This is a genomic window from Microtetraspora niveoalba (genome assembly GCF_001570405.1).
In the GTDB taxonomy this organism is placed as follows: domain Bacteria; phylum Actinomycetota; class Actinomycetes; order Streptosporangiales; family Streptosporangiaceae; genus Microtetraspora; species Microtetraspora niveoalba.
In genome coordinates, this window is the sequence record NZ_BBYM01000021.1 from 101,460 (window position 1) to 126,589 (window position 25,130).

The window sequence follows — 25,130 nt, forward strand, 5'->3', positions numbered from 1 at the left end:
CTCATTGTGCAGACTGAACCGGCCGTCGTCACATCGCCGGGGAAGGCGGATCGCCCCCGCCGCCGTCGGGACGACGGACGGGGCTCTCGCTGCGACGAACGGCAGGACCGGCGTGCGCACCCGGACGCGCGCGCCGTGTCGTTCTCCGGGAGGGGATCCTCCTCGATGGCCGTCCGGGCCGGCCTGTCACGGCCGGATCGGGCGGCGGTCAACCGTGCCCGGCGGGCGTTCCGCCGTACACGAGCGTGTTGGGGGCCGGGGGCGCACAGCGTCCCGGGTGGGCCGCGTCTCCGCGTCCACGTCCCGGGGCGCTCCGCACCGTGCGCTCCGCCGGCCCCGGAGCCGGGGTGGGCTACTCGCTCACCGCGGCGAGCACTCGGGCGACCTTGCGCGCCGCACCGGCCGGGTCGTCCGCCCGGTGCATCCTCTCTCCCCAGGACCACCAGTAGTCCGCGGCTCTGCACACGACGTTCTCCGCGAGGCTCGTGGCGTTCGGATTGATCACCCGTACGAAGGGGCGGCCGGACTGGGTGCGCACGACCCGCGCGAGAAGGCCGCGGGAGTCGAGTTCGGATACCAGGAGTTCCAGGCGCCGGAAATCGTCCTCCTCCACTTCGGTGTCCTCCTTGGTTTCGACTGAGCCGACGCGCGGAGATCCTTTTCCCCGCGCATTCGGTCCTGGTGGGCTGAAGATGACTCACCAAGCATGAACGGGTCAACGAGGTCCGCCGGCTCAGCGGTTAGGCAAACCCCCAAGCAGGTTGAAGAAAACCACCTGCTGAGGGACGATCCTTAGTCAGCACGTTCAAGCGCCCGCCCTGGCCGCGCAAAATCTGGTCCATCATTCATGTGTAGTCGCAGCGCGACAGAGACGTTACGCTGCGTCAGCAGATGAGGACCCTTCGAGATGCGCGGTCGGCACCATCACCCGATCGCGAGAGAGGGGCCGGAATGTCCGGCAGGCAACACAGAGAGACGGAGATCGCGCGGCAGATCCGGGCACGTGGCCTGGCCGCGGGGCGAAGCCTCGCTCTGATCGCCGACGAGATCCATCTTGCGTGTGGACCGAAGTTCGGCACCACGAAGATCAAAGCGCACCGCCTGTCGAACGGCATCGCACTCGCGGATGTGATCGAGCAGGTACGGGCGCTATTCGAGCGGGACGGCAAGTCCGTCCCCGGGATCGGCGAGACGCTTCTGTCCGCCTACGAGTCCGGGCTGAAGAAGCCCGGCCCCGAATACCTCCACTACCTGTGTTCCGTCTACCGGGTCGAACCGGCCGCTCTCGGCTACGAAGGGCCGTGCATCTGTGGTCATGGCCACGGTATGCCCGGCAATGTCCGCAGCTGCGATTTCGAAGAGGGAATACCTGACACTTCCCCCAATGTGCGTGAGCTGTGGATACAGCCGGATGGCGGCCCTTCCGCGGACGGGGGCGAGGAGGACGAGAACGTGCTACGGAGGACGCTGCTGAAGATCCTCACCGTCGGAACCGGCGCTGTGGCGCTGGACGGGCCGATGCTCGGTGCGGTGGAGAACATACGGCGCCACATGGACGAGACGATGGCCTCGGCCACCGTCTCGCCCGCCATGCTGGACCAGTGGGAGGAGACGACCACCGGCTTCGGCAGGCAGTACATGAACGCCCCGCCGCTGCGTCTGCTCTGCGACGTACTGCTGGAATTCTCCACGGTGCGCAAGGCGATGGAGCGGCGCCAGCCGGTCGACATCCAGGAACGGCTCTGCCGCATGACGGCCCAGCTCTCCGGGCTCTGCGGCATGATCATGATCGACCTGGGCGACCACCGGATGGCCCGGTCGTTCTTCCGCACCGGGCGCACCGCCGCCGACGAGACCGGCGACCGCGCCCTGCGGGCCTGGGTGAGCGCCCGCGAGGCGCTGGTCCCGCTCTACTACGGCGACCCGCGCGAGGCGCTCGCGCTGGCCAAGAAGAGCCGTGACATGGCGGGGCACACGCCCTGCGCGGCCAAGACCATGGCGCCGGTCGTCGAGGCCAGGGCGCTCGCCATGCTGGCCGGCAACGCCGGAGCCAAGAAGGAGGTCGTCGACCAGGCCAAGCGGGCGCTGTCCCGGGCTCGGGCGGCCTTCGCGCAGATGAGCACCAGTGACCAGGAGGACCCGGCCTTCGGATACACCGAGCGGCAGCTCTACTTCTACCAGGGCGACGTCCTGGTCAAGCTGGGGCAGACGCTGGAGGCGGACGTCATCCTCGAGCAGGCGCTCGGCAAGTACTCGAACGAGGACCTGCTCGACCAGACCCTGATCCGGTTCGACCGCGCCCAGTGCCGCCTGATCGAGGGCGAGGTCGAGGAGGCGCTCGACATGGGCCGCAAGGCCATCGAGCTGATCGAACCCGAATACCGCACCGAGCTGCTCATGCGCCCCGCGCACAACCTGCTCAAGGCGGTCCAGGCGAAGTACGGCGAGACGCCCGCGCTGACCGCGTACCGCGAGTGCCTGCAGTCCGCACCCGTGGACACCGAGAGCGCCGCTGCCGCCGCCGCGGCGGCAGCGGCCGCGATCGCCGCCATCGAGCGGGACAGGCAGCAGACGTGACGGAAGACATCCGGATCCGCCGCTACCGCTGGTCTGATCTGGACGAGGTCCTGGCGTTGCACCAGATCGGCCTCGCCCAGGTCGGACTCATGCCGGGTGACGGCGTCTACTACGACGACGACTTCCCGCGGATCCAGGCGGTGTACCTCGCCGACCGGGGCGAGTTCCTGGTCGGCGAGGAGCCGGGCGGCGGCCGGATCGTCGCGATGGGCGGCCTGCGCAGGATCGACGACGAGACCGCGGAGATGTGCCGGCTCCGGGTCCACCCGGAGTTCCAGCGCCGGGGTTATGGCCGGATGGTCCTCGAACGGCTGGAGGACCGCGCCCGCGAGCTCGGCTACCACGTCCTGCGCGGGGACACCACCCTGCAACAGGGAGCCGCGATCGAGCTGTACCGCAGGTACGGCTGGCACGAGGTGCGGCGCGAGACCCGCGGCGGAAGCGTAGTGCTGTACGGGGAGAAATACCTTACTCCCGTTGTTTCGCCGCAATTAATCAGATAAACCACCCTGCCGGGCCTTGCGGATTACCGGTTTGTGCCAATACTTATTCCTTGTCATGAGCGGCGAGGGCCGCGGTGAGCGGAGCGGTAGGCGAGGAAAGCCTCCCGTGAAGCGAACGAGGACCCGAGCGCGACCGTGTCACGGAAAAGAGGCACGATGAAAAAGATCATTATCCGCAAGCCCGGCACGGTGCGGCTCACCGGAACGTCGAGCGTGATTCACAAAGGGTGACCTGGAGCCCTCGGCGGAACGTACGCCATGTCTGGGTCCAGGGAAGGCATTCCCGTGATCGCCTGGCCGCGCTCCACGTGCTGGAGCTTCCTCCGCCCGCGGCGCCGCTGATCAACGGGCATCGGCGGCTGCGCGGCCCCTACACCATCGGCGGCGCACTGCTGCGCGTGCTCGTCCCGGCCGCGTTGGAACACGCCCCCGACCTGGTCGCCGCGCACGCCGTCGCGATCCGGGCGGCCGCCCCCGACCTCCGGCCGCTCCTGCCGCACCGAGAGGAGCCCCTCGGCCCGGGCCTGCACGAGGACGAGCGCATCCTGGTGCCGGCCCCCCGGCGGACGTTGCGCGTCGCCAACGGCATCGCCGAGTTCGTCCGGGACCGCCTCGACGGGCCGCGCGCGCTGCGGGTCGAGAACGTCCACGAGGCCGACGCCACCGACCGCGAGCTCCTGGCCGTCCTCATGCGCCGGGTGCCCGGCCTGACCGTGGCCGCCGCGGCGCCCACACCGCCCGATAGCTGGAGCGGCGAGGACGTCGTCCTGGTCACGGCGCCTCCCGCCGAGGGCCCGGTCGAGGACTACGTCGCCTCGGACGGCACCACGGACGACCCCCGGGCGTACGCGGCCTATCTGGCGCTGCCGCCCGCCGAGCGGGCCCGCGCGCACGACCGGAGGGCCGGCGAGCTGTCCGGCGAGCACCTGCTCGGTGCGGTGCCGTACCACCGGGAGCTGGGCGGCGACCGGGAGGCCGCGCTGTCCGCGCTGTGGGCGGCGGTGGACCACTGCGTGGGCGAGGGGTTCCTGCACGCGGTGACCGAGCTGGGCCCGCGCGGGCTGCGCCTGGCCACGCCCGGATCCGACCTCTGGTGGAGGTTCATCCACCGGACGGCCACCGCGCTGGCCGGGATCGGCCGCCGCGCGGAGGCGTTCGAGCTCTACGAGAGCGCCCGGCGCGCCAGCATCGACCCGGCCGTCCACGCCGCCGCCGCGTACGGCACGGCGATGCTCGACGCGCGCGACCCCGATCCGGCCAGGCGCGACCTCGGCCGTGCCATGGGGTGGATCAACGAGGCGATCGCCGTCTCCACTCTGCTGCCCGACCGCCGGGAACGGGCCTTCAAGCTCGGCTTCGACCGCAACGGGCGCGCGCTGATCGAGCTGCGGCAGGGGCGGACCGACGAGGCGCTGCGCCTGGTCGAGTCCGCGATCGAGCTGGCCGAGCGGGACCTCGCCCCCGATGCCCACCCCCTGCACCGGATGGTGCTGTTCGCCAACCGGGCGCAGCTCCTGGCCCGGTCGGGCCGGCCCGCCGAGGCCCTGACGGACTTCGACCGGGCCATCGCCATCGATCCCGCGTTCCCGGACCACTACCTGGACCGGGGCAACCTGCTCCTCGCCATGGGACGGCCGGATGACGCGCTCGCCGACTACGAGACCGCGATCAGTCTCGGCCCGCCCCTTCCCGAGGCGTACTACAACCGGGCCGAGCTGCGCCTGTCGGTGGGAGACCTGGAACGCGCCCTGGCCGACCTGGACCACGTTCTGGAACTGGACCCGGCCTTCCTCGACGCCTACGTGAACCGCGCGGGCGTCCTGGAGATGCTCGACGAGCACGAGGCGGCCCGGCGCGACGTCGAGGCCGGGCTGGAGATCGATCCCGGCAACCCGCACCTGCACGGGGTGCTCGGGCAGCTCGAAACCGCGGCCGGCCGGTACGCCGAGGCCCGGACGGCGTTCGACACGGCGCTGGCGCGGGATCCCGCCCTGGCCGGAGCCTGGGCGAACCGGGCGATCCTGCGCCATCGGACCGGCGACCTCGAGGGCGCCGTCGCGGACCTGACCCGGGCCATCGAACTCGGCGAGGACGCCGCGCTGTACGCGAACCGCGCGGTCGCGTTGCGCGACCTCGGCCGGGTGGACGAGGCGGCCGCCGATCTGGCCCGGGCGCGGGAACTCGATCCCGGCGTCGACGCGGGGAACTGAGCTCAGGCCGATGGGGGCGGTATCATGCACTGTTCGAGGCGAGAGCGCCAAGGAACCCAAGGATCAAGGCATGACTGCTGACTATGTGCTGACCCTCTCCTGTCCGGATCGTCCCGGCGTCGTCGCCGCCGTCTCGGGACTGCTGGCCGGACACGGTTGCAACATCACCGAGAGCCAGCAGTTCGGCGACCCGGTGGCCAAGCGCTTCTTCATGCGGGTCCAGTTCACCGGCGGTCTGCCGCTCGACGATCTGCGCGCGGCCTTCGCCGCGCTGGCCCCCGAGTACGGCATGGACGTCCAGCTCTTCGACCAGGCGGTCAAGCCGCGGGTGCTGGTGCTGGTCAGCAAGTTCGACCACTGCCTCAACGACCTGCTCTACCGGGTGCGGTCCGGGCTGCTGGACATCGAGATCGTCGCCGTCGCCTCCAACCACCCCGACCTGCGGCCGCTCACCCAGTCGTACGGCATCGACTATCACCACCTGCCGATCACGCCGGAGACCAAGCCGCAGCAGGAGGCCGAGATCCTCGCGCTGGTCGCGCACTACCAGGCCGACCTGGTGGTGCTCGCCCGGTACATGCAGGTGCTCTCCGAGGACCTGTGCGCCAAGCTGGCGGGCCGAGTGATCAACATCCACCACTCGTTCCTGCCGTCGTTCAAGGGCGCCAAGCCGTACCACCAGGCGTACGCGCGCGGGGTCAAGCTGATCGGCGCGACCGCCCACTATGTGACCCACGACCTGGACGAGGGGCCGATCATCGAGCAGGAGGTCGCGCGGGTCAACCACACCCACTCGCCCGAGGACCTCGCCGCGATCGGCCGCGACGTCGAGCGGCAGGCCCTGGCCCGGGCAGTACGGTGGCACGCCGAGCGCCGGGTGCTGCTCGACGGCCACAAGACCGTGGTCTTCCCCCGATAGGGCGCGGCCGGGCCCGCGCGGGCCCGGCCGTACCGGCGGTCAGGCGAGCCCGGTGTGCCGGGCCAGGAAGGCGAGCTGGTCGGCCGCGAGGTCCACGGTCCGGCTGACGGCGCGCGCGCCGTGCCCGACCTCGGCCTCGTTGCGCAGCAGGATCGGGCGGTCGGACGCCTGGGCGTGCTGCAGAGCCGCGGCCATCTTCCACGCGTGCAGCGGATGGACCCGGGTGTCGGACGCGAAGACGGTGAACAGCGTCGCCGGATAGGAGACGCCCTCGCGGACGTGATGGTACGGCGAGTAGCTCCAGAGCCAGCCGAACTCCTCCGGGACGTCCGCGGAGCCGTACTCGACGTTCCAGGTCTCGCCGAGACCGAACTTCTCGTACCGGATCATGTCCAGCAGCGGCGCCGAGCAGACCACGGCGGCGTACAGGTCGGGCCGCTGGGTGAGCGCCGCGCCGACCAGCAGGCCGCCGTTGGAACCGCCGGAGATGCCGAGCCGGTCAGGCGTCGTGACGCCGGTCGCGATCAGGTGCTCGGCCGCCGAGTGCAGGTCGTCGAAGACGTTCTGCTTCTTGCCCAGCATGCCGTCGCGGTGCCACTGCTCGCCCTGCTCGCCGCCGCCGCGAAGCTGGGCGATGGCGTAGACCCCGCCCGCCTCCACCCAGGCCAGGATCGACCCCGAGTAGCCCGGGGTCATGGAGATGCCGAAGCCGCCGTAACCGTACAGGATGGTCGGCCGGGGGCCGGAGCCCTCGCGGGAGATCACCAGCATGTGGACCTCGGTGCCGTCCTTGGAGCGGTAGACCACCTGCTCGGTGTTCACCGAGGGCACCTCGACCGCGCCCGGCGAGGCGGCCCAGAGCGAGGTCTCGCCCGTGCGCGCGTCGAAGCGGTGGACGCTCGGCGGCGTGGTGTTGTCCGTGTAGGAGAACCACGCCTCGTGGCCGCCCTCGGGACGCTCGGTGATGCCGCCGATGGAGCCGAGGCCGGGGATCGGCACCTCGCCGACGCGGGCGCCCGTCTCCAGCGAGTGGATCGAGATCTCGGAGACGGCGTGCCGGGTCCAGCCGACGAGCATGACCGGCTCGTCCAGGTCGTCGAGGATCGCGAAGTCGGACAGGACCGCCTCGGCGTCCTCCGGGATGAGGTCGCGCCAGTGCTCGTGCGTCGGCGTCTCCGGGGAGGTGACGCAGATCCGGGCCCGCGGCGCGTCCCGGTCGGTGAACACGTACAGCCGGCCGTCGCGGCCGAAGTGCAGGCCCGTCTGCGCGTCGACGCCCTCCTGAACGGTGACCAGCGCCGGCGCGTCGAGCGGCGAGGCGGTCAGGTCGGCCACCCACAGGTCGTTGCGCGGCGCCGTGCCCTGGGAGGCGGAGACGGTCAGCCAGCGGCCGTCGCGGGAGACCGAGACGCCGTAGTAGTTCGTCTTCTCCAGCCCCGCGCCGAAGATCAGCACGTCGTCGTCGGGCGAGGTGCCCACCCGGTGCAGGTAGACGCGGCGGTGGAACTGCTCCTCGCCCTCGGGGACCTCGGACGGCGGCAGCTTGCGCACGTAGTAGAACGCCTCGCCGCCGGGCAGCCAGGCGATCGGGGAGTAGCGGCACCGGTCGATCGGCCCCTCGACGACCTCTCCCGTCTCGACGTCGAGCACGTGGAGCCGGGACTCCTCGTCGCCGCCGACCGAGATCTGGCAGGCGAGCCGGGCGCCCTCCTTGTCCGGCTGGTAGGTGTCCAGCGTGGTCAGGCCGGACGGGTCGAGCGCCATCGGGTCGAGCAGCGCCCGCTCGCCCCGCTCGTCCGCGACGTACAGGACGGCGTGCTCCTGGTCGGGTGTGCGGCGCATGAAGAACCGCCGCTCCCCCCGCCACGCCGGCGGCCCGACGGAGCCGGACCGCAGCAGCGCGGCGACGCGCTCCCGGAAGCGCTCGCGACCGGAGAGCTCGGCGCCCTTGAAGAGGACGTCCTGCGCGTCCAGCCACTCCTTGGCTGCGGGGTCGTCCGCGTCCTCCAGCCATCGGTAGGGGTCGGGGACGGGCGTTCCGTGCAGGTCGTCGACGATGTCGTCGCGGCGGGCGGGTGGGTACGGCAGTCGGGTCATGCCTCGCACTTTAAAGCAGGTGGACGACAGGAGCGCGCCGCTCGACAGGAGTAAAAAGAGCCTCGAAAGGGGATAAACGGCAACAGGCGTCCCAATCGTGAACCTCGCTCGCGGTTTATGGGGTGGCGGATGGGACGCGGCAAAGGCCACACTTTGGTGGAGGGCGGGACCGTGGTGACCATCCGCTGGACCGTCCGGCGGAGGTCCCTGTGACGGAAGCACCCGGGTCCCAACCGACGGGACCACAACCAGGGCGCACAGTCGTGCTCCCGCGCCATCTCATCCCGGCTCCCGAGATGGCGACGGAGGTCGGCTGATGCGCCAAGTACTCCTTCTCAACGCCACCTACGAGCCGCTGACCACGTTGTCCCTGCACCGGGCGGTCATCCTGGTCCTGCGGGACAAGGCGGAGGTCGTGCACCAGGACGGCCGGGGCGCCGTGCTCCGCTCGGCCACCCGCACGCTCGACGTCCCCTCCGTGATCCGGCTGCGGCGGTATGTCCGCATCCCCTACCGGTCCCGCATCCCGCTGACCCGGGCCGCGCTCATGCGGCGGGACGACTTCCGCTGCGCGTACTGCGGGCAGCGGGCGGAGACCATCGACCACGTCATCCCGCGCTCCAAGGGCGGTCCCCACACGTGGGAGAACTGCGTCGCCTCCTGCATGCCCTGCAACCATCGCAAGGCGGACAGACTGCTGGAGGAGCTGGGGTGGACGCTGCGCGTCACCCCGGTGGTGCCACGAGGCGCCCACTGGCGGCTCATCGGCGCGCAGCTCGACGGTGATCCCCAGTGGGCGCCGTACCTGGCGGAGTCGGCGGCCTGAGCACGGATCCGGATGACCGATGAGCTGACGTGGACGTTCACCGCCGACGCGGAGACGTTCGCCGCGGCGGCGGAGGGCTGGCTGCTGCGCGACCCGGTGCGCAACACGGCCGCGCTCACCGTGCTCCGGAGCGTACGAGGCGGTCAGTTCTCGGAGGACCCGCTCATGGGCTGGCTCACCGAGGGCGGCTCGGTGGAGGGGGCGGTGATCCACACCGCCCCCTATCCGCTGCTGCTCGCCGTCGTCCCCTTGGAGGCCATCCCGTCCCTGGTGAGTGAGCTGATCGCCCTCGGCAGGTCGCTGTCCGGCGTCAGAGGCCCCGCGGAGCAGGCGGAGGCGTTCGCCCGCGCCTGGTGGGAGCCGGAGCGGGGCCGCCGCTCCGAGCGTCTCTACCGGCTCGGGACGCTCATCCGGCCCTCCGTCCGGGGTGCGGCCCGTACGGCCGTCGCCGCAGACGTGCCGAGGGCCGTCCGATGGATCCGCGAGTTCGAGGTGGAGGCGGCCGTCGAGACGAGCGCCGACCCGACTCCCGTGGTCTCCGCCCGGATCAACAGGAACGAGCTCATGTGGTGGGAGGACGGCGGCCGTCCCGTCGCGCTCGCCGGCGTCTCGGCGCCCATCGCCGGGATGTCGCGTGTGGGACCGGTCTACACCCCGCCGGAGTTCCGCGGCAGAGGGTACGGCTCGGCCGTGACGTACGCCGTCACCCGGAAGGCGCTGGAGGAGGGGGCAGGCGAGGTGCTGCTGTTCACCGACCTGGCCAACCCGCGCTCGAACTCCATCTATCAGGCCCTGGGGTACGAACCCGTCGCCGACTACGTCTCGATCGGCTTCCGTTGAGGGCTCGCGCGCACACCGGCCGGACCTCGGCTCCACCCGTGACGAGGCCCTACGCGAGGCGCGACCGTCGCTCCACGTGCTGACCCGGCTCGACGCCACCGCCCGACCGAGGCCGTACGCTACGGGCATGCCTCGTTATGACTACCGTTGCCGCTCCTGCGGATCGACCTTCGAACTGAACAGATCCATGGCCGAGGCCAACGCGCCGGCGACCTGCCCCTCCGGACACGACGACACGGTGAAGCTGCTCTCGACCGTGGCCGTCACGGGCGGCGCCGCCGCCCCGCGTTCCGGCGGTGGCGGCGGCGGTTGCTGCGGCGGCGGTTGTTGCGGCTGACCTGGCGTCAGGCCGCCCTGCGGCGCTGGAACGGCAGGTAACGCTCGGGAAGGTGGGGGCGGGCCGGCAGGTCCGTGGGCTCGACCGCGACGATGCGGTCCAGCCGGAAGGCCCTGATCCCGCCCCGCATCCGGCACCAGCCCACGAGGTACCAGTGATCGCGGTGCACCAGGCAGGTGACCGGCTCGATGTCGCGCGTCGTCGGGTGGCCGGCGGCGTCGCGGTACTGGACGCGGAGCACCAGCCGGGCGGTGACCGCGTTGGCGATCACCCGGGCGCGCCGGGCGACGTCGGTGGGGAGCGGCGTGGTCAGGGTGGTCAGCGTGGTGGCGATGACGTCATCGTTCGGGTCGAGGTGCTGGAAGGCGTGGCGCAGCCCGCGGCGGGCGGTGACGGACTGCGGACCGGCCCCGAGGTGGGCCAGGGACAGGGCCAGTGCGGCGAGCTCAGCGGTCGTCAGGGTGTTCCTAATGACGTTGGCCATACCATAATTTTAGATCGCGACACCGACATTTTTTCGAACGCGTTGTCGGCGGAGAGGTGATTGTGCCCTCCTGGGCAGGCCGTACGCGAAGCCTCCGGAAAACGCCGGAGGGGACCGGGGCGGTGGCCCCGATCCCCTCCTGAACGTGGGTGACGGCTAGCGCGAGAGCTGCGACAGGTCGCGCGACGCCCCGGTCGAGGCGGAGGTCGTCAGCGCCGCGTACGCCTGGAGGGCCGCCGAGACCGGGCGGTGGCGGTCCCGCGGACGGTAGCCGCCCAGCTCGGCGAGCAGCCTCTCCCGGCGGGCGGCCAGCTCGCTCTCGGCCACCTTCAGCTCGATCGAGCGGCCCGGAATGTCGATCTCGACGAGGTCGCCGTTCTCGACCAGGGCGATGATCCCGCCCTCGGCCGCCTCGGGGGAGGCGTGGCCGATGGACAGGCCGGACGTGCCGCCGGAGAAGCGGCCGTCGGTGACCAGCGCGCACGCCTTGCCGAGGCCCTTGCCCTTGAGGAAGCTCGTGGGGTAGAGCATCTCCTGCATGCCCGGGCCGCCCTTGGGGCCCTCGTAGCGGATCACGACCACGTCGCCGGCCACGACCTTGCCGGCGAGGATGCCGTCGACCGCCTCCTCCTGCGACTCGAACACGACGGCCGGACCCGAGAACTTCCAGATCGACTCGTCCACGCCCGCCGTCTTGACGATGCACCCGTCCGGGGCGATGTTGCCGTACAGCACGGCGAGGCCGCCGTCCTTGGTGTACGCGTGCTCGGCGTCGCGGATGCAGCCCTCGGACCGGTCGAGGTCGAGCGAGTCCCACCGGGCGTCCTGCGAGTACGCCTTGACGGTGCGGACGTTGCCGGGGGCCGCGTGCCAGAGCTCGACCGCCTCGTCCCGCACCTGCGGGGACTTGGGATCCCAGGCGGAGAGGTAGTCGCCGAGCGAGGACGCGTGGATGCTGTGCGTGTCCCGGTGCAGCAGCCCGGCGCGGTCGAGCTCGCCGAGGATGCCGGGGATGCCGCCGGCGCGGTGCACGTCCTCGACGTGGTACTTCGCGGTCGCCGGCGCGACCTTGCACAGGCAGGGCACCCGCAGCGACAGCTCGTTGATCTCCTTGAGCCCGAAGTCCACGCCGGCCTCGCGGGCGGCGGCGAGCAGGTGGAGGATCGTGTTCGTGGAGCCGCCCATGGCGACGTCGAGCGCCATCGCGTTCTCGAACGCGTCGCGGGTGGCGATGCTCCTCGGCAGCACCGACTCGTCGTCCTGCTCGTAGTAACGGCGGGCGATCTCGACGACCGTGCGGCCGGCCTCCTCGAACAGGGCCTTGCGCGCCTTGTGGGTGGCCAGGGTGGTGCCGTTGCCGGGCAGGGCCAGGCCGATCGCCTCGGTGAGGCAGTTCATCGAGTTGGCGGTGAACATGCCGCTGCAGGAGCCGCAGGTCGGGCAGGCGTTCTCCTCCATCTCGAGGAGGGCCTGGTCGCTCACGCTCTCGTCGGCCGCCGCGATCATCGGGTCGATCAGGTCGAGCTTGCGGCCGGGGGTCTTGCCCGCCTCCATGGGGCCGCCGGAGACGAACACCGTCGGGATGTTCAGCCGGAACGCGGCGAGCAGCATGCCCGGGGTGATCTTGTCGCAGTTGGAGACGCAGATCAGCGCGTCCGCGCAGTGGGCGTTGACCATGTACTCGACCGCGTCGGCGATGAGCTCGCGGGACGGCAGCGAGTACAGCATGCCGCCGTGACCCATGGCGATGCCGTCGTCCACCGCGATCGTGTTGAACTCGCGGGGGATGGCCCCGGCCTCGCGCACCGCGGCGGCGACGACGTCGCCGACCTCGCGGAGGTGGACGTGACCGGGGACGAACTGGGTGAAGCTGTTGGCCACCGCCACGATGGGCTTCCCGAAGTCACTCCCGGCTACACCGGTCGCCCGGAGCAGGGCCCGGGCACCGACCATGTTTCTGCCGTGTGTGACCGTACGAGACCTGAGGGCTGGCATGACGTCGCTCCCATCGAAGACAGTGAGTCCTCAAATGGTACGGCCGTCGCCGGAGGAAACCGGACGGCCCTCAGCTCTCCGGGTAACGCGGCGGCAGGACGCGCTCGGCGGCGCGGTAGATCGACTCGATCTCCGCCGTGGTGAGCGACCGCTCCCGCTTGGTGATCCACTTGCGGACCAGGCTGCCGGAGAAGACGTCCACCTCGCGGACGTTGAGAATGCGCCAGGGGATGGACGGCCCGTAGATCGCCAGGGAGGGGACCACCTGGATCTCGCGCCCGAGCGCCTTGCCGATCAGCTCGCTCGCCTGGGACGCCTCCCAGCGCGCCTCGTCCAGACGCGGCTTCTGGTTGAACGGCCCGTGGAACAGCTTGCGGTGTGACTGCACCCGCACCGGCAGCCGCTTGTCCCACTTCTCGGAGTCGACGGCGTAGACACCGGTCGGGCCGATCACCAGATGGTCGATCTGCGCGTCGCTGCCCGGGACGGCGCGGGCGTGGAGCGTGCGGTAGCCGCTGCGCTCCAGCCGCTTGAGCTGGTACTCGGTGCGCCGCTCGGCCGCCGAGGGGCGCCGCCACGCGGGGATCGAGGAGACGCTGCGCGCCCGATACACGGTGTCGGCGATGGCGGCGACGATCGCCGCGGTCAGGCCGATGCGCCAGCCGCCGAGCAGGAACCCGACCACCACGCCGGCGGCGAGGGCGATCAGCGCGCGTCGGCCCAGGTGGTGGTACTCGGGCCGCCTGACGAGACCCTTGAGCGAGGCCCGCTCCACAGGAGCGTGGGTGGTCGCGGGAGCCTCTTCTGGCTGCGTCGAGGGTCGCTCTGACGACTGGTCACTCACCCAGATCGGTGACGTATCGTGACCGTCTTCTGGCGCTAGACCGGTATCCACATCACTCACCGTAGTTGAGCTCTCGGCGGCTTGCCTAGTGTTGGGGGGTTCATACTTTTGTGGCGGGCTTCACCGGATTGATCGGCCCAGTAGGTGGGTATCGTCTCTAGATATCTTCGCGCCGCGGGCCTACCGTTCGGGAGTGGCCCACATTCACGATCTTACTGCGCTGGAGCAGGCGGCAGCCGTGCGAAACGGGGAACTGTCGCCTGTGGAGATCACCGAGCACTATCTGGAGCGCGCCGAGCGGTTGAACGGCGAGGTGGGCGCCTTCGTCACCCTCACCGCCGACCGGGCCCTCGACGAGGCGCGCAAACTGGAGGCGCGGGTCCTCGACGCGGAGGACGCGCCCCCGCTCCTCGGCGTGCCGATCCCGATCAAGGACCTCAACCTGGTTAAGGACGTGCCGACCTTCTTCGGCTCCGCCACGTACGAGGGGTTCGTCGCGCCGGTGGACGACAGCGTCGTCGAGCGGCTGCGCGACGCGGGCACCGTCATGCTCGGCAAGACGAGCACGCCCGAGTTCGGGCTGCCGTGCTACACGGAGACCGCCGTGGGCCCGCCCGCGCGTACGCCCTGGGACCTGTCACGGTCCGCCGGCGGGTCGAGCGGGGGAGCGGCCGCCGCCGTCGCCGCCGGCCTGGCCCCCGCCGCGCACGGCAGCGACGGGGCCGGCTCCATCCGCATCCCCTCGTCGGTGTGCGGCCTGTACGGCATCAAGCCGACCCGGGGCCGCATCTCGTTCGCGCCGATCGTCCCGGATCTCGCGGGCCTGTCCACCAACGGCCCGATCGCGCGCGACGTCGCCGACGCGGCGGCGCTGCTCGACGTGATGACCCACAACAACCCCGGCGACCTGTACTGGGCTCCGCCGCCGGAGCGCGGCTCGTTCTCCGCCTACGTGGGGGTCGATCCCGGCCGGCTGCGGATCGCGAGGTACGCCACCCCGGCCGTCCCCGACGCGGACGTGCACCCGGAGGTCCTGGCCGCATACGAGAGCGCGTCGGCGGTGCTGGAGTCCCTCGGGCACGAGGTGGTGGACATCGCGCCCCCGTTCGGCGCCGACATGGTGCCCGAGTTCGTGAAGCTGTGGTTCACGTTCGCGTGCATGCACCCGGTGGCCGAGGGCATGGAGTCCCGGCTGCGCCCGCTCACGGCCTGGCTGCGGGAGCGCGGCTTCGCGACCCCGGCCCCCGACTTCCTCAAGGCGCAGGCCGCGCTCCAGCTCGCCACCCGTTTCGCGCTGCTCGTCACCGACGAGTACGACGCGGTGCTGACACCCACCGTCACCCGGCCGCCGGTCCCGGTCGGCTGGTTCGAGGACGTGGACACGCCGGAGGAGACCTTCGAACGGATGAAGCGCTTCGCGCCGTTCGCCGCCACGTACAACATCAGCGGGCAGCCGGCGGTCAACCTGCCGCTGTACTGGACGCCCGACGGGCTGCCGATCGGCGTCATGCTGGCCGGGCGGTTCGGCGACGAGGGGACGCTCATCTCGCTCTCCGCTCAGGTGGAGGCGTCCGTGGGCGGCTTCTGGGGCGAGCGCCGCCCGTCCGTGTGGTAGCCGCGCGGCGGGCGGGAGGCGGGCTCGACCCGCTCTCATCTGCGGAGTTACGTTGATGAGGTGCACAGTGAGCTGCAGATCGCCGGATTCCTCATCGGGACGGCGGCGGGACTGTTCCTGCTGATCTCCGTGGTGGTCCTCGCGTTCGGGCGCCCGGCCAGGACGCGGGAGGTCTCGGACGGGGTGGTCTGGTTCGGCGGGCCGGGGGAGACCGAGCACGGGGCCGAAACGAACATCCTCGTGCTCACGGGCCGGCCGCCGCACTGGCTGCCGTCGTACGAGGTCGACTGGAGGGCGATGGCCGCGGCGGCGGAGCCGCGGCGCCATACCGGCGGCGCCTCCATGGGGTGGTGAGGGCCGTGCGTACGCTGACCCCGTTGCAGATCGACGACATCCGGTCCGTGCAGAAGGCGGCCGAGGCCCGCACCGGGCTGCGCTTCGCCGTCTATGTGGGGCGGGCCGACGGAGCCGGGCGGGAGTTCGCCGAGCGGCTCCACGCCGCGCTCGACGACGACGCCGACAAGGCGGTCCTCATCACGGTGGACGTGGAGGCCCGGGCACTGGAGATCGTGACGGGCGAGCGGGCCAGGAAGTTCGTCACGGACGCCGAGTGCCGGCTGGTGGCGGCCTCCATGGTGGGCGCCTTCGGCGCGGGCGACCTGGCCGGCGGCCTGATCACCGGGATCGCCGCCCTCGCCGACTGCGCCGCCCGGGTCTAGCTCTCCTCCAGCAGCTTCACCAGGTGGGCGGACACGTCGGCCAGCAGGGAGGCCGGCCGTACGGGGGAGGCGGCGACGGCGGAGAACAGGCCGGGCAGCCCGGGCAGGGCGAAACCGTCGTCCTCGGTGGCCCGGTGGCCGACCTCGTTCTTGTCCAGGGCCGAGCGGCTGCGCTGCCACGCCTCCTGGACCTCCTCCGGCGACGGCACGCCGAACCCGTGGCCGACCGGGGCCGCGTGGCGCAGCCGTACGAGCGGGGTCTCGGCGAAGGCGAGCGCGACCCGGGCGCGGAGCGCGAGATCGTCCCTGCCGGGCACCCAGTCCATCGCCGTGCAGGGGGTGCGGCATCGGGCCACGCAGGTGGCGAGGGCGCCCGCGACCTGGCTGTGCTGCCGGTCGAAGTAGGCGCGCCAGCCCTGGCCCGGCTCGACCGCCACCCGGAGCGTCCGCTCGGCCGCGGACTGCTCCGACCTCGTGTGGTCGCACTCCCGGTCGCCGATCGAGCCGAACCTGCTGCCCGGGGCGCGCAGCCCCTCCGGCCAGAGCACCGGGTCGCCCGCATGGCCGAGGGCGGGCTCGAAGGCGAGCAGCGGGAGGTACTCGCTGGCGATGTGGACGGCCGAGATCATCGCGCTGAGCTCGCGCCGCCGCCAGCGGATGTCGATCACCTCGAGGAGCAGCGCGTACGAGGGCCGCAGCGACTCCAGCGCGCCGCGAGGCTGCTCACGGGGCGTCTGCGGCATGTGGCAGGCGCGGGCGCGGCGGCGCAGGTCGCCCGGGACGCTGCGCGCGTCGCTGTCGTCGGCGAAGTCCTCGGCGTCGAGGGTGAGGAGCCGCTGGCCGAACTCGCACACGAAGGCGACCTCGTCGGCGGGCCCTCCCGGACCGAGGACCTCGGGAGCGAGCGCTCCCACGTCACCGAACGAATACCTCTGGGCGAGCGCGATCAACAGGTCCCTGGCCGATTTCATCGAATCACCTTCTCACGGCCCACCGTCATTCCTGACGGGTGTCGAAGATCCGCACCTCTCCGAGGTTCTCGGGGGCGTTCACGCGGTGCTCGCCGGTGTCGTCGTATCCGGCCGTTCCCCGCAGCCGGGACCGTTCGACCACCTCGATCGTGTGGATCCAGCCGAGCTTCCTGCCCACGCGGGCCCGGACCTTCTCTCCCTCGGACAGGGAGCCCCACAGGTCCGCGCCGATGCCGTACGCCTTCACCTCGCGGGCGCGGCCGTCGTCGATCGCGCACCAGTGGGCGTACTTGGGGTCGTCGTTGCCCTTGGTGCCGACGCGGAAGCGGCGGAGCCGGACGATCTGCCCCTCGACCACGACCTTGCCCATCAGATCGACGATCGCGTACGCCAGCGGCACGCCCGCGGCGACGGCGGCGACGGCGAGGGCGCAGGGGAGGACGAGCGCGTCGGGCGCCAGGCCCACCGCCGACACGACGAGGAGCACGATCCAGGTCCAGAAGCCCGCGAAGAATCCCGCGGCCAGGGCGCGGAACAACATCGGCCCCGGCTCCCGCGCCCACAGGAGGCGCCGCGGATAGCGGACGTGCACGACGTGCCACATGCCGCCGTAGTCGGACCAGGCCCGCCGGTCGTCGGCCGGGACGCTGACCGGGAGGCTGATCACGGCGCGCGGGGCGAGACCGAGCGCCGCCGCGTAGGCGAGGTGCCGTCCCCAGATCGTGACGGACGCCGCGGGCTGCTCCGCGAACCGGCCGGTGGCCGCCAGGTGCCCGCGCACGCCGAGCCACTCTCCGGCGGCCCGCGCGCCGCTCGCCGTGCCACGTTCCCCGTTGAGCCGGCCCATCAGCGCCATGAGCAGGGCGAAGGTCACCACCGCGCCGCCCAGGCCGCCCTCGTGCTCGTCGTCGCTCACCGTCACCGCGACGGCGACCGCGAGGGAGGGCACGGCCGCCGCCGCGGTGAGCACGGCGGCCTGCGCCCTGCTCCATCGGGGCCGGGACAGGCCGAGCGCCCTGGCCTCCACGATGACCTTCCTGCGGAAGCTCTTCCACCACCGGCCGAGGTTCCGCGACCCCTCGGCCAGCGCGCCGGTCGCCACGACGCCGTCCACCGCGAGCGACCTGACGTGGTCGTAGACGAGCTTCTCGTACGGCTTGAGGTCGCCGGGGTCGCGGCGGAGCCGTACGAGGGACAGCTCGGGGCCGATCTCCTCGATCCGCACGGCCCCCCTCGCGGCGAGGTCGAGCAGGGTCGCCGAGGCGGCCTCGTCGCACAGCCGCCAGCCGCCGGTGATCAGGTCGACGATCGCGGGGGAGTGGGGGGCGAGCTCGCCGGTCGGCGGCGCCGCCGCGACCTCGGGGTTGCGGGTGGCGACGGCCAGCGCGGCCAGGAGCAGCAGCCAGAGCACGAGGGCCGCGGCGGCGGCCGTCCAGGCGAGCATGGTCAGAACCGCACCTGGACGGGGCCGCGCTCCTCGCCGGGAGCCTGGAAGTACTCGCGGGCGGCGAAACCGGTCATGCCCGCGACGATGTTGGCCGGCACCGTCTGGATCGCGTTGTTGTAGGTGAGGACCGCGTCGTTGTAGTACTGCCGGGAGTAGGCGATGCGGTTCTCGGTGTCCGACAGCTCCTCCTGGAGCTCGGCGAAGTTCCGGCTGGCCTTGAGGTCGGGGTACGCCTCGGCCAGCGCGAACAGGCCCTTCAACGCGCCGGAGAGGGCGTCCTCCGCCGCCGCCTGGTCCTGCGGGGTCCGGGCGCCCACCGCCCGGGAGCGCGCGGCGACGACGGCTTCGAGCGCCTGCCGCTCGTGGGCGGCGTATCCATTGACGGTCTCGACGAGATTGGGGATCAGGTCGTGCCGGCGTCTGAGCTGCACGTCGATCTGGGCCCAGGCGTTGTCCACCGCGCCCCGCCTGCGGACCAGGCCGTTGTAGAGCGACACGGCGGCGAGCAGGAGCAGCACGGCGACGACGGCGACGACGACGAGTGTGATCACGGGGGGCCTCCTCGGGGTCGGGCACACGGTAGACGCGGCGTGCCGCCCTGTAAACGGCTCGACGCCGCAATGTCACCCGCGGTGGCTTGCGCCGTGCTTGCGCCGGGCTTGCATCCGGCCCCGTGGGGACGCCGCCCGGAGGCGGACACGGGAAAGGCCCCGGCGGTGCGCCGGGGCCTTTCCCGTCGGATCGGATGGAGCCGGGTCAGGCGACGGAGGCGTCCTTCTCGCGCGCGCGCAGCGCCCGGCCGATGCCGTCCGCGCCTTCGAGCACCAGGCGGCGCAGCGCGTGCGGCGGCTCGGTCGCCGAGATGTAGTCCTGCGTCCGCGCGATCGTCTCCGGCCTGATCAGCATGGCCGGGTAGCAGCCGATCGCGAAGTTCTGGGCGCTGTCGGACGTCCAGGTCTTCCAGATGCGGCCGACCTCCTCCAGGTACTTCTCGCCGTACGGCTCCAGCAGCTCGACGTGGGCCGGGTCCATGAAACCGGCGATCGTGGAGCGCAGCACCGCGCCGCTCAGCGTGCCGCCGGTGATGGCCGCCCAGGTCTCCGCCTTGGCCTCCGGGGTGGGGATCGACGCCCGGCACATCGCGGCGGAGCGCTCGCCCTTGGCGGTCGCGTCCCGCCGGAGCTCGGCGTCGATGTCCGCGGCGCCCAGGACGCCGCCGGAGACCAGCGACTGCGTGAGCGTCCAGCGCAGGTCGGCGTCGACGGCGAGGCCCTCGGGGGTGGCGGTGCCGTCGAGGATGCCCTTGACGAACGCCAGGTCCTCGTCGGAGACCGCGACCGTGGTGAACGCGTTGACGTAGGCGAGCTGGTGGTCGGAGCCGGGCTCGGCCGAGGCGATCAGGCCGCGGAGCGCGCCGGCCAGCTCGGCGATGCCCTCGTCGATCCAGGCGGGGTCGGCGTACTGCTGCACGGCGAGCCGGGCCTGGCGCAGCACCGCCTGCACGACCGTGATGTCCTTCACCGAGTCGATGCCGGAGACGACCAGCTTGACGTAGTCGCGGGTGGCCATCTCGGCGTCCCGGGTCATGTCCCAGGCGGCCGACCAGCAGAGCGCGCGGGGCAGCGAGTCGGTGAACGCGGTGATGCCGCCGTTGATCAGGGTCTCCAGCGACCGCTCGTCGAGCCGGATCTTGGCGTAGGTCAGGTCGTCGTCGTTGACGAGGACCAGGTCGGGCCGGACCTCGCCGACCAGCTCGGGGACGGCCGTGCGGGCGCCGACGACGTCGAGCTCGACCCGCTTGGTCCGGGTGAGCACGCCGTCGATCATCGAGTAGAGGCCGATCGCGACCCGGTGCGAGCGGAGCGTCGGATGCTCCTGCGGGGCCTCCTGCAGCACGTCGAAGGTGAGGAAGCGGCCCTCGTCGTCGGTGGTGAAGGACGGGCGGAGCGTGTTGACCCAGGAGGTCTCCAGCCACTCCTTCGACCAGGACGACAGGTCGCGGCCGGAGGTGCGCTCCAGCGCGGACAGCAGGTCCTGCAGGGAGGTGTTGCGCCAGGCGTGCTCGTTGAAGTAGTCGCGGACTCCGGCGAGGAAGTTGTCCAGGCCCACGTAGGCCACGAGCTGCTTGAGCACCGACGCGCCCTTGGCGTACGTGATGCCGTCGAAGTTGACCTCGACCGCCTGCATGTCCGGGATGTCGGCGGCGATCGGGTGGGTCGACGGGAGCTGGTCCTGCCGGTACGCCCACGCCTTCTCGACGTTGGCGAACGTGGTCCACGCGCCCTGGCCCCACCGGGTGGCCTCGGCCTGGCACAGCACCGACATGTAGGTGGCGAACGACTCGTTCAGCCACAGGTCGTCCCACCACCGCATGGTGACCAGGTCGCCGAACCACATGTGCGCCATCTCGTGCAGGATCGTCTCGGCGCGGCGCTCGACCATCGCGTCGGTGACGCGGGAGCGGAAGACGTAGTCCTCCAGGAAGGTGACCGCGCCCGCGTTCTCCATCGCGCCCGCGTTGAACTCCGGCACGAAGAGCTGGTCGTACTTGCCGAAGGGGTAGCGCAGCTCGAAGACGCGGTGGAAGAAGTCGAAGCCCTGCTTGGTGACCTCGAAGATGTTGTCCGCGTCGAGGAACTCGGCCAGCGACTGGCGCACGTAGACGCCGAGCGGGATCCCGTCGTGCTCGTCCCGGACCACGGCGTACGGCCCGGCGATCAGGGCGGTGATGTAGGTCGACATGACCGGCGTGGGCGGGAAGTGCCAGCGCCTGGCCGCCTGCAGCACGCCGTGGCGGCCCGCGTGCGCCTCCAGCTCCTCGACCGAGTCGGGGGCGGCGTTGGACACGGCCTCCCAGTCGGCGGGCGCGAGCACGGTCAGCTCGAAGGTCGCCTTCAGGTCGGGCTGGTCGAAGCAGGCGTACATCCGGTGGGCGTCGGCCGTCTCGAACTGGCTGTGCAGGTAGACCTTCTGGTCCACCGGGTCCACGAAGCGGTGGAGGCCCTCGCCGGTGCGCATGTAGGTGCAGTCGGCGTCGATCCGCAGCTCGTTGTGCTCGGCCAGGCCGGGCAGCGGGAGGCGGCCCTTCTCCGCGTCGTAGGTGTCCACGTCGAGCGCGACGCCGTTCAGCTTGGCGGACCTCACGTGCGCGCCGTGCAGGTCGATGAACGTGTCCGCCCCCGGCCGGCTGGAGGTGAAGTGGACCGTCGTGATGCTCTCGAACCGTTCCTCGCCCTCTGTGAGGTCGAGCTCGACCGCGTAGGACTGGACGGTCAGCAGCCGGGCGCGCTCCCGGGCCTCGTCACGGGTCAGATTGCCTGCCACATCCGCTCCTCATCACATGCCCCGTCGCCCCTTCGCGACGGGCTGACCTGATCCTGCCATGCCATGACGACGGAAATCGCCTCCAATTCGGCCGCTGGAATAGCGAGATCCGGTTTCCGGTTACGGACCGATGCAACCACATTGCCCAGCGAGAGGCGCGTTCATGTCCGACACCAAGATCGTCGACTTCTGGTTCGATCCTTTCTGCCCGTGGGCCTGGATCACCTCCCGGTGGATGGTCGAGGTCGAGAAGGAGCGTCCGGTGCGTACGCGCTGGCGCATCATGAGCCTCGCCGTGCTCAACGAGGGCAAGGACATTCCGGAGGAGTACCGCCTGAAGCTCAGCCGGGCGATCGAGCCGGTGCGGGTGCTCGCCGCGGCCGCCGACAAGTACGGCGAGGACGTCCTCGGGACCCTCTACACCGAGCTGGGCACCCGGTTCCACGACGGGGGCAGGCGCAAGAAGCCCGAGACGTGGACGGAGACGATCGCCGAGGCGCTGGAGGCCGCCGGACTCGCCCCCGAGCTCGTCGCGGCGATGGATTCGGACGAGTTCGACGGCGCGATCCGCGCGTCCCACGACGCGGGCATCGCGCTGGTCGGCGAGGAGGTCGGCACGCCGATCATCGCGGTGGACGGCGTGGCGTTCTTCGGCCCGGTCGTCTCGCCCATCCCGCGCGGCGCGGACGCGGCCCGGCTGTGGGACGGTGTGCTGCTCGTCGCGGGCACCGACGGATTCTTCGAGCTCAAGCGGTCCCGCACCCGCGACCCGATCTTCGACTGACCTGCCATATCGGGTAATGCGAATTTTGTAGTGCTCGTCAGGCTCCGTTGTGCTTTGGCGTTAGCCTGGACGCCGCGCCGGGGGCGCACCCTCACCACCTGAAGTTCTCTCGCGAGGATGAGGTTCATGCGTCAGCTATATGTGAACGGGGCCTGGGTTTCGTCCACCTCGGGCGAGGGGGTCGACGTGATCAACCCCGCCACAGAGGAGGTCATCGACCGCGTGCCCGCCGGCTCGCCCGCCGACGTCGAGCCGGCGGTCGCCGCCGCCCGCGCCGCGTTCCCGTCGTGGGCGCGTACGTCCCCGGCCGAGCGGGGCAAGATCCTCGCGGCGGCCGCCGGGCTGCTGCGGGAACGGGCGGAGCGGGTCGCGCGGACGATCGCCACCGACATGGGCGCGCCCTACCCGGTCGCCCTGCAGGTCCAGACGCTGATGCCCGCGGGCGTGCTCGCCACCTACGCGCGGCTCGCCGAGGAGTACGACTTCGACCGCGGCCGGGTCGGCAACTCGCTGATCGCCAGGGAGCCGGCCGGCGTCGTCGCCGCGATCACCCCCTGGAACTATCCGCTGCACCAGGTGATCTGCAAGGTCGCCCCGGCGCTCGCGGCCGGCTGCGCCGTCGTGCTGAAGCCGAGCGAGGTGGCCCCGCTCGCGGCGTACGAGCTGGCTGAGGTCTTCCACGAGGTGGGCCTGCCCCCGGGTGTCTTCAACATGGTGAGCGGGCGCGGCCCCGTCGTCGGCGAGGCGCTGGTCGCCCACCCCGACGTCGACATGGTGTCCTTCACCGGCTCCACCCGCGCCGGACGGCAGGTGGCCGCGCTGGCCGCGGAGACCGTCAAGCGGGTCGCGCTCGAACTCGGCGGCAAGTCCGCGAACGTCATCCTCCCCGACGCGGACCTGGCGACCGCGGTCAAGGCGGGCGTGGCCAACGCCTTCCTCAACTCGGGCCAGACGTGCTCGGCCTGGACCCGCATGCTCGTCCACTGGGACCAGTACGACGAGGCGGTGCGGCTCGCCGTCGAGGCGGCGCGCAAGTACACGGTGGGCGACCCCTTCGACGAGGACACCCGCCTCGGGCCGCTGGTCTCCGCCGCCCAGCGCGACCGCGTGATCCGCTACATCAACCGGGGCCAGGAAGAGGGCGCCCGCCTCGTGTTCGGCGGCACCGACGCCCCCCTCGAACGCGGCTACTACGTCGCACCCACGATCTTCGCCGGGGTCGCCCCCGGGATGACGATCGAGCAGGAGGAGATCTTCGGCCCGGTCCTGTCGATCGTGCCCTTCGGCTCCGAGGACGAGGCCGTCCAGATCGCCAACGGCACCCCGTACGGCCTGGCCGGCGCGGTGTGGGCGGGCACCGAGGAGCGGGCCCTCGAGGTGGCGCGCCGACTCAGGACCGGCCAGGTGGCCGTCAACGGCGGCCGGTTCAACCCGCTCGCGCCGTTCGGCGGCTACAAGCAGTCGGGCATCGGCCGCGAGCTGGGCGAGGCCGGCCTGGAGGAGTACCTGGAGACGAAGGCGATCCAGTTCTAAGGGGTCTGCAGGAGGATCTTCCTGCGGTCGTCCTTGGGCAGCCTGTCCACGTACAGCGTGCCGTTGAGGTGGTCGAACTCGTGCTGGAAGCAGCGGGCCAGCATGCCGCGCGCCTTGACGGTCACCGGGCGGCCGAGCCGGTCGAACCCGCGGAGCGTGACCCCGGCGGCGCGGGCGGTCGGCGCGTACAGCGGCTTGCCGGTCTCCTTGCCGGGCACGGACAGGCACCCCTCCTCCTCGACGACCTGCTCGGGATCGTCGATCGTGAGCTCGGGGTTCACCACGTGGCCCTTGCGGTTGCTGATGTCGTAGACGAAGAGCCGCCGGCCGACGCCGATCTGCGGGCCGGCCAGGCCCACGCCGTCGGCCATGTACATCACCGAGAACATCTCGTCGATGAGGCGGCGCAGCTCCCGGTCGAAGTCGGTGACCGGCTCGGCCGGGGTGCGCAGGACGGGGTCGCCCACGTAACGGATCTCGCGCATGACTCTCCTGGTCTGTCGGCCTCCGTGCGGCCCGGTAAGGAGTCACGGGGGCGGTGGCTTGTTACTTTAGTGGAGGCCCTGAAGACATGTCTCCGGCGCGGACCTGCGAGACTTGGGGCGTGCGTGTCTACATCGGTGCCGACCATGCCGGCTACGAGCTCAAGAACCACCTCGTCTCCTGGTTGAAGGAGCAGAACCACGAGGTGATCGACTGCGGTCCGTTCGTCTACGACGCCGAGGACGACTATCCGGCGTTCGTGCTGCGCGCCGCCCAGGGGGTGGCGGGCGATCCGGGCAGCCTCGGCGTGGTGCTCGGCGGCTCCGGCAACGGCGAGCAGATCGCGGCCAACAAGGTGCGCGGCATCCGTGCGGCGCTCGCATGGAACGACGACACCGCGCGGCTCGCCCGCGAGCACAACGACGCCAACGTGATCAGCCTGGGTGGCCGCATGCACCCCGTCGAGGACGCGGTGCGGTTCGTGGAGATCTTCCTCTCCACGCCGTTCTCGGGAGCCGAGCGGCACGCCCGCAGGATCGGCCAGCTCTCCGACTACGAGACGACGGGCGAGCTGCCGCCGCTGCCGTAGTCGCCTCAGAGGTGTTTCGCCGGGAGGCGGGCG

The 25,130-nt window shown here is 71.4% G+C and carries 23 protein-coding genes; 13 read left to right on the top strand and 10 right to left on the bottom strand.

Translation table 11 applies throughout. From position 1 onward, the window contains the following. Positions 1-352: 352 nt before the first annotated feature. Positions 353-613 carry a hypothetical protein gene (locus AWQ70_RS21990; RefSeq protein WP_067179054.1) on the bottom strand — a complete coding sequence of 87 codons (261 nt, stop codon included), beginning with the start codon at positions 611-613 and terminating at the stop codon, positions 353-355. A 338-nt stretch (positions 614-951) separates the two neighbouring features. Here AWQ70_RS21990 and AWQ70_RS21995 point away from each other — a divergent pair, with 338 nt between their 5' ends. The 4 genes from AWQ70_RS21995 to purU all read left to right on the top strand — a co-directional run bounded on the left by AWQ70_RS21995 (position 952) and on the right by purU (position 6,209). After that, positions 952-2,577, top strand: coding sequence for an NsdA family TPR-like regulatory protein (locus AWQ70_RS21995; RefSeq protein ID WP_245647089.1), 1,626 nt, complete (start codon positions 952-954; stop codon positions 2,575-2,577). Next, on the top strand, positions 2,574-3,080 hold the full coding sequence (locus AWQ70_RS22000; protein WP_067179056.1) for a GNAT family N-acetyltransferase: 507 nt from the start codon (positions 2,574-2,576) through the stop codon (positions 3,078-3,080). The genes AWQ70_RS21995 and AWQ70_RS22000 overlap by 4 nt, the downstream gene beginning before the upstream one ends. A 308-nt stretch (positions 3,081-3,388) precedes the next feature. Continuing rightward, positions 3,389-5,290: a tetratricopeptide repeat protein gene (locus AWQ70_RS22005; RefSeq protein ID WP_245647090.1), complete on the top strand. Its 1,902-nt coding sequence runs from the start codon at positions 3,389-3,391 to the stop codon at positions 5,288-5,290. A gap of 70 nt (positions 5,291-5,360) precedes the next feature. After that, positions 5,361-6,209, top strand: coding sequence for a formyltetrahydrofolate deformylase (gene purU, locus AWQ70_RS22010; RefSeq protein ID WP_067179058.1), 849 nt, complete (start codon positions 5,361-5,363; stop codon positions 6,207-6,209). A gap of 39 nt (positions 6,210-6,248) precedes the next feature. On the opposite strand, the gene AWQ70_RS22015 is transcribed toward purU, so the two are convergent. Continuing rightward, positions 6,249-8,306, bottom strand: a complete 2,058-nt coding sequence (locus AWQ70_RS22015) for a prolyl oligopeptidase family serine peptidase (protein WP_067179060.1) — start codon at positions 8,304-8,306, stop codon at positions 6,249-6,251. A 316-nt stretch (positions 8,307-8,622) separates the two neighbouring features. Here AWQ70_RS22015 and AWQ70_RS22020 point away from each other — a divergent pair, with 316 nt between their 5' ends. The 3 genes from AWQ70_RS22020 to AWQ70_RS37865 all read left to right on the top strand — a co-directional run bounded on the left by AWQ70_RS22020 (position 8,623) and on the right by AWQ70_RS37865 (position 10,309). Then, entirely contained in the window at positions 8,623-9,132 is a 510-nt protein-coding gene (locus AWQ70_RS22020) for an HNH endonuclease (RefSeq protein WP_067179062.1), read from the top strand. A 12-nt stretch (positions 9,133-9,144) separates the two neighbouring features. Further along, positions 9,145-9,972: a GNAT family N-acetyltransferase gene (locus tag AWQ70_RS22025; protein WP_157530227.1), complete on the top strand. Its 828-nt coding sequence runs from the start codon at positions 9,145-9,147 to the stop codon at positions 9,970-9,972. Positions 9,973-10,099: 127 nt separating this feature from the next. Continuing rightward, complete coding sequence (locus AWQ70_RS37865; protein ID WP_084517610.1) at positions 10,100-10,309, top strand: FmdB family zinc ribbon protein; 210 nt, start codon at positions 10,100-10,102, stop codon at positions 10,307-10,309. A 7-nt stretch (positions 10,310-10,316) separates the two neighbouring features. Here AWQ70_RS37865 and AWQ70_RS22030 read toward each other — a convergent pair whose 3' ends face one another. From AWQ70_RS22030 to AWQ70_RS22040, 3 genes are all read right to left on the bottom strand, one after another. Continuing rightward, the gene (locus tag AWQ70_RS22030; protein WP_067179064.1) at positions 10,317-10,793 is read right to left on the bottom strand and encodes a helix-turn-helix transcriptional regulator; all 477 of its coding nucleotides are present in this window, start codon (positions 10,791-10,793) and stop codon (positions 10,317-10,319) included. Positions 10,794-10,949: 156 nt separating this feature from the next. Further along, positions 10,950-12,788 carry a dihydroxy-acid dehydratase gene (ilvD, locus tag AWQ70_RS22035; protein WP_067179066.1) on the bottom strand — a complete coding sequence of 613 codons (1,839 nt, stop codon included), beginning with the start codon at positions 12,786-12,788 and terminating at the stop codon, positions 10,950-10,952. Between the two features lie 70 nt (positions 12,789-12,858). Continuing rightward, the gene (locus AWQ70_RS22040) at positions 12,859-13,563 is read right to left on the bottom strand and encodes a nuclease-related domain-containing protein (protein ID WP_245647091.1); all 705 of its coding nucleotides are present in this window, start codon (positions 13,561-13,563) and stop codon (positions 12,859-12,861) included. A 262-nt stretch (positions 13,564-13,825) separates the two neighbouring features. On the opposite strand from AWQ70_RS22040, the gene AWQ70_RS22045 reads away from it, so the two are divergent. The 3 genes from AWQ70_RS22045 to AWQ70_RS39930 are packed head-to-tail and all read left to right on the top strand — an operon-like array spanning position 13,826 to position 15,966. Then, entirely contained in the window at positions 13,826-15,247 is a 1,422-nt protein-coding gene (locus AWQ70_RS22045; RefSeq protein WP_067179070.1) for an amidase, read from the top strand. A gap of 60 nt (positions 15,248-15,307) precedes the next feature. Continuing rightward, positions 15,308-15,601, top strand: a complete 294-nt coding sequence (locus AWQ70_RS39925) for a hypothetical protein (protein ID WP_067179072.1) — start codon at positions 15,308-15,310, stop codon at positions 15,599-15,601. Positions 15,602-15,606: 5 nt separating this feature from the next. After that, positions 15,607-15,966: a TPM domain-containing protein gene (locus tag AWQ70_RS39930; RefSeq protein ID WP_169808717.1), complete on the top strand. Its 360-nt coding sequence runs from the start codon at positions 15,607-15,609 to the stop codon at positions 15,964-15,966. On the opposite strand, the gene AWQ70_RS22060 is transcribed toward AWQ70_RS39930, so the two are convergent. The 4 genes from AWQ70_RS22060 to pepN all read right to left on the bottom strand — a co-directional run bounded on the left by AWQ70_RS22060 (position 15,963) and on the right by pepN (position 21,708). After that, positions 15,963-16,937 (bottom strand): hypothetical protein, encoded by a 975-nt coding sequence (locus tag AWQ70_RS22060; RefSeq protein ID WP_067179074.1) that lies wholly within the window; start codon positions 16,935-16,937, stop codon positions 15,963-15,965. The genes AWQ70_RS39930 and AWQ70_RS22060 overlap by 4 nt on opposite strands. 25 nt (positions 16,938-16,962) lie before the next feature. Then, positions 16,963-18,381 (bottom strand): DUF2207 family protein, encoded by a 1,419-nt coding sequence (locus tag AWQ70_RS22065; RefSeq protein ID WP_067179076.1) that lies wholly within the window; start codon positions 18,379-18,381, stop codon positions 16,963-16,965. A 2-nt stretch (positions 18,382-18,383) separates the two neighbouring features. Beyond that, a complete protein-coding gene (locus AWQ70_RS22070) occupies positions 18,384-18,935 on the bottom strand; it encodes a LemA family protein (RefSeq protein ID WP_067179078.1) in 552 nt (183 codons plus the stop codon). A gap of 205 nt (positions 18,936-19,140) precedes the next feature. Beyond that, positions 19,141-21,708: an aminopeptidase N gene (gene pepN, locus AWQ70_RS22075; RefSeq protein ID WP_067179080.1), complete on the bottom strand. Its 2,568-nt coding sequence runs from the start codon at positions 21,706-21,708 to the stop codon at positions 19,141-19,143. A gap of 163 nt (positions 21,709-21,871) precedes the next feature. Here pepN and AWQ70_RS22080 point away from each other — a divergent pair, with 163 nt between their 5' ends. Both AWQ70_RS22080 and AWQ70_RS22085 read left to right on the top strand, forming a co-directional pair. After that, positions 21,872-22,492 carry a mycothiol-dependent nitroreductase Rv2466c family protein gene (locus tag AWQ70_RS22080; RefSeq protein ID WP_067179082.1) on the top strand — a complete coding sequence of 207 codons (621 nt, stop codon included), beginning with the start codon at positions 21,872-21,874 and terminating at the stop codon, positions 22,490-22,492. A 126-nt stretch (positions 22,493-22,618) separates the two neighbouring features. After that, complete coding sequence (locus AWQ70_RS22085; RefSeq protein ID WP_084517592.1) at positions 22,619-24,025, top strand: aldehyde dehydrogenase family protein; 1,407 nt, start codon at positions 22,619-22,621, stop codon at positions 24,023-24,025. Here the strand turns inward: AWQ70_RS22085 and def are convergent. Beyond that, positions 24,022-24,510 carry a peptide deformylase gene (gene def, locus AWQ70_RS22090; protein WP_067179086.1) on the bottom strand — a complete coding sequence of 163 codons (489 nt, stop codon included), beginning with the start codon at positions 24,508-24,510 and terminating at the stop codon, positions 24,022-24,024. The two genes, AWQ70_RS22085 and def, sit on opposite strands and share 4 nt — an antisense overlap. A gap of 119 nt (positions 24,511-24,629) precedes the next feature. Between def and AWQ70_RS22095 the strand changes: the two genes are divergently transcribed. Then, complete coding sequence (locus tag AWQ70_RS22095) at positions 24,630-25,097, top strand: ribose-5-phosphate isomerase (RefSeq protein WP_067179087.1); 468 nt, start codon at positions 24,630-24,632, stop codon at positions 25,095-25,097. Positions 25,098-25,130 lie beyond the last annotated feature (33 nt).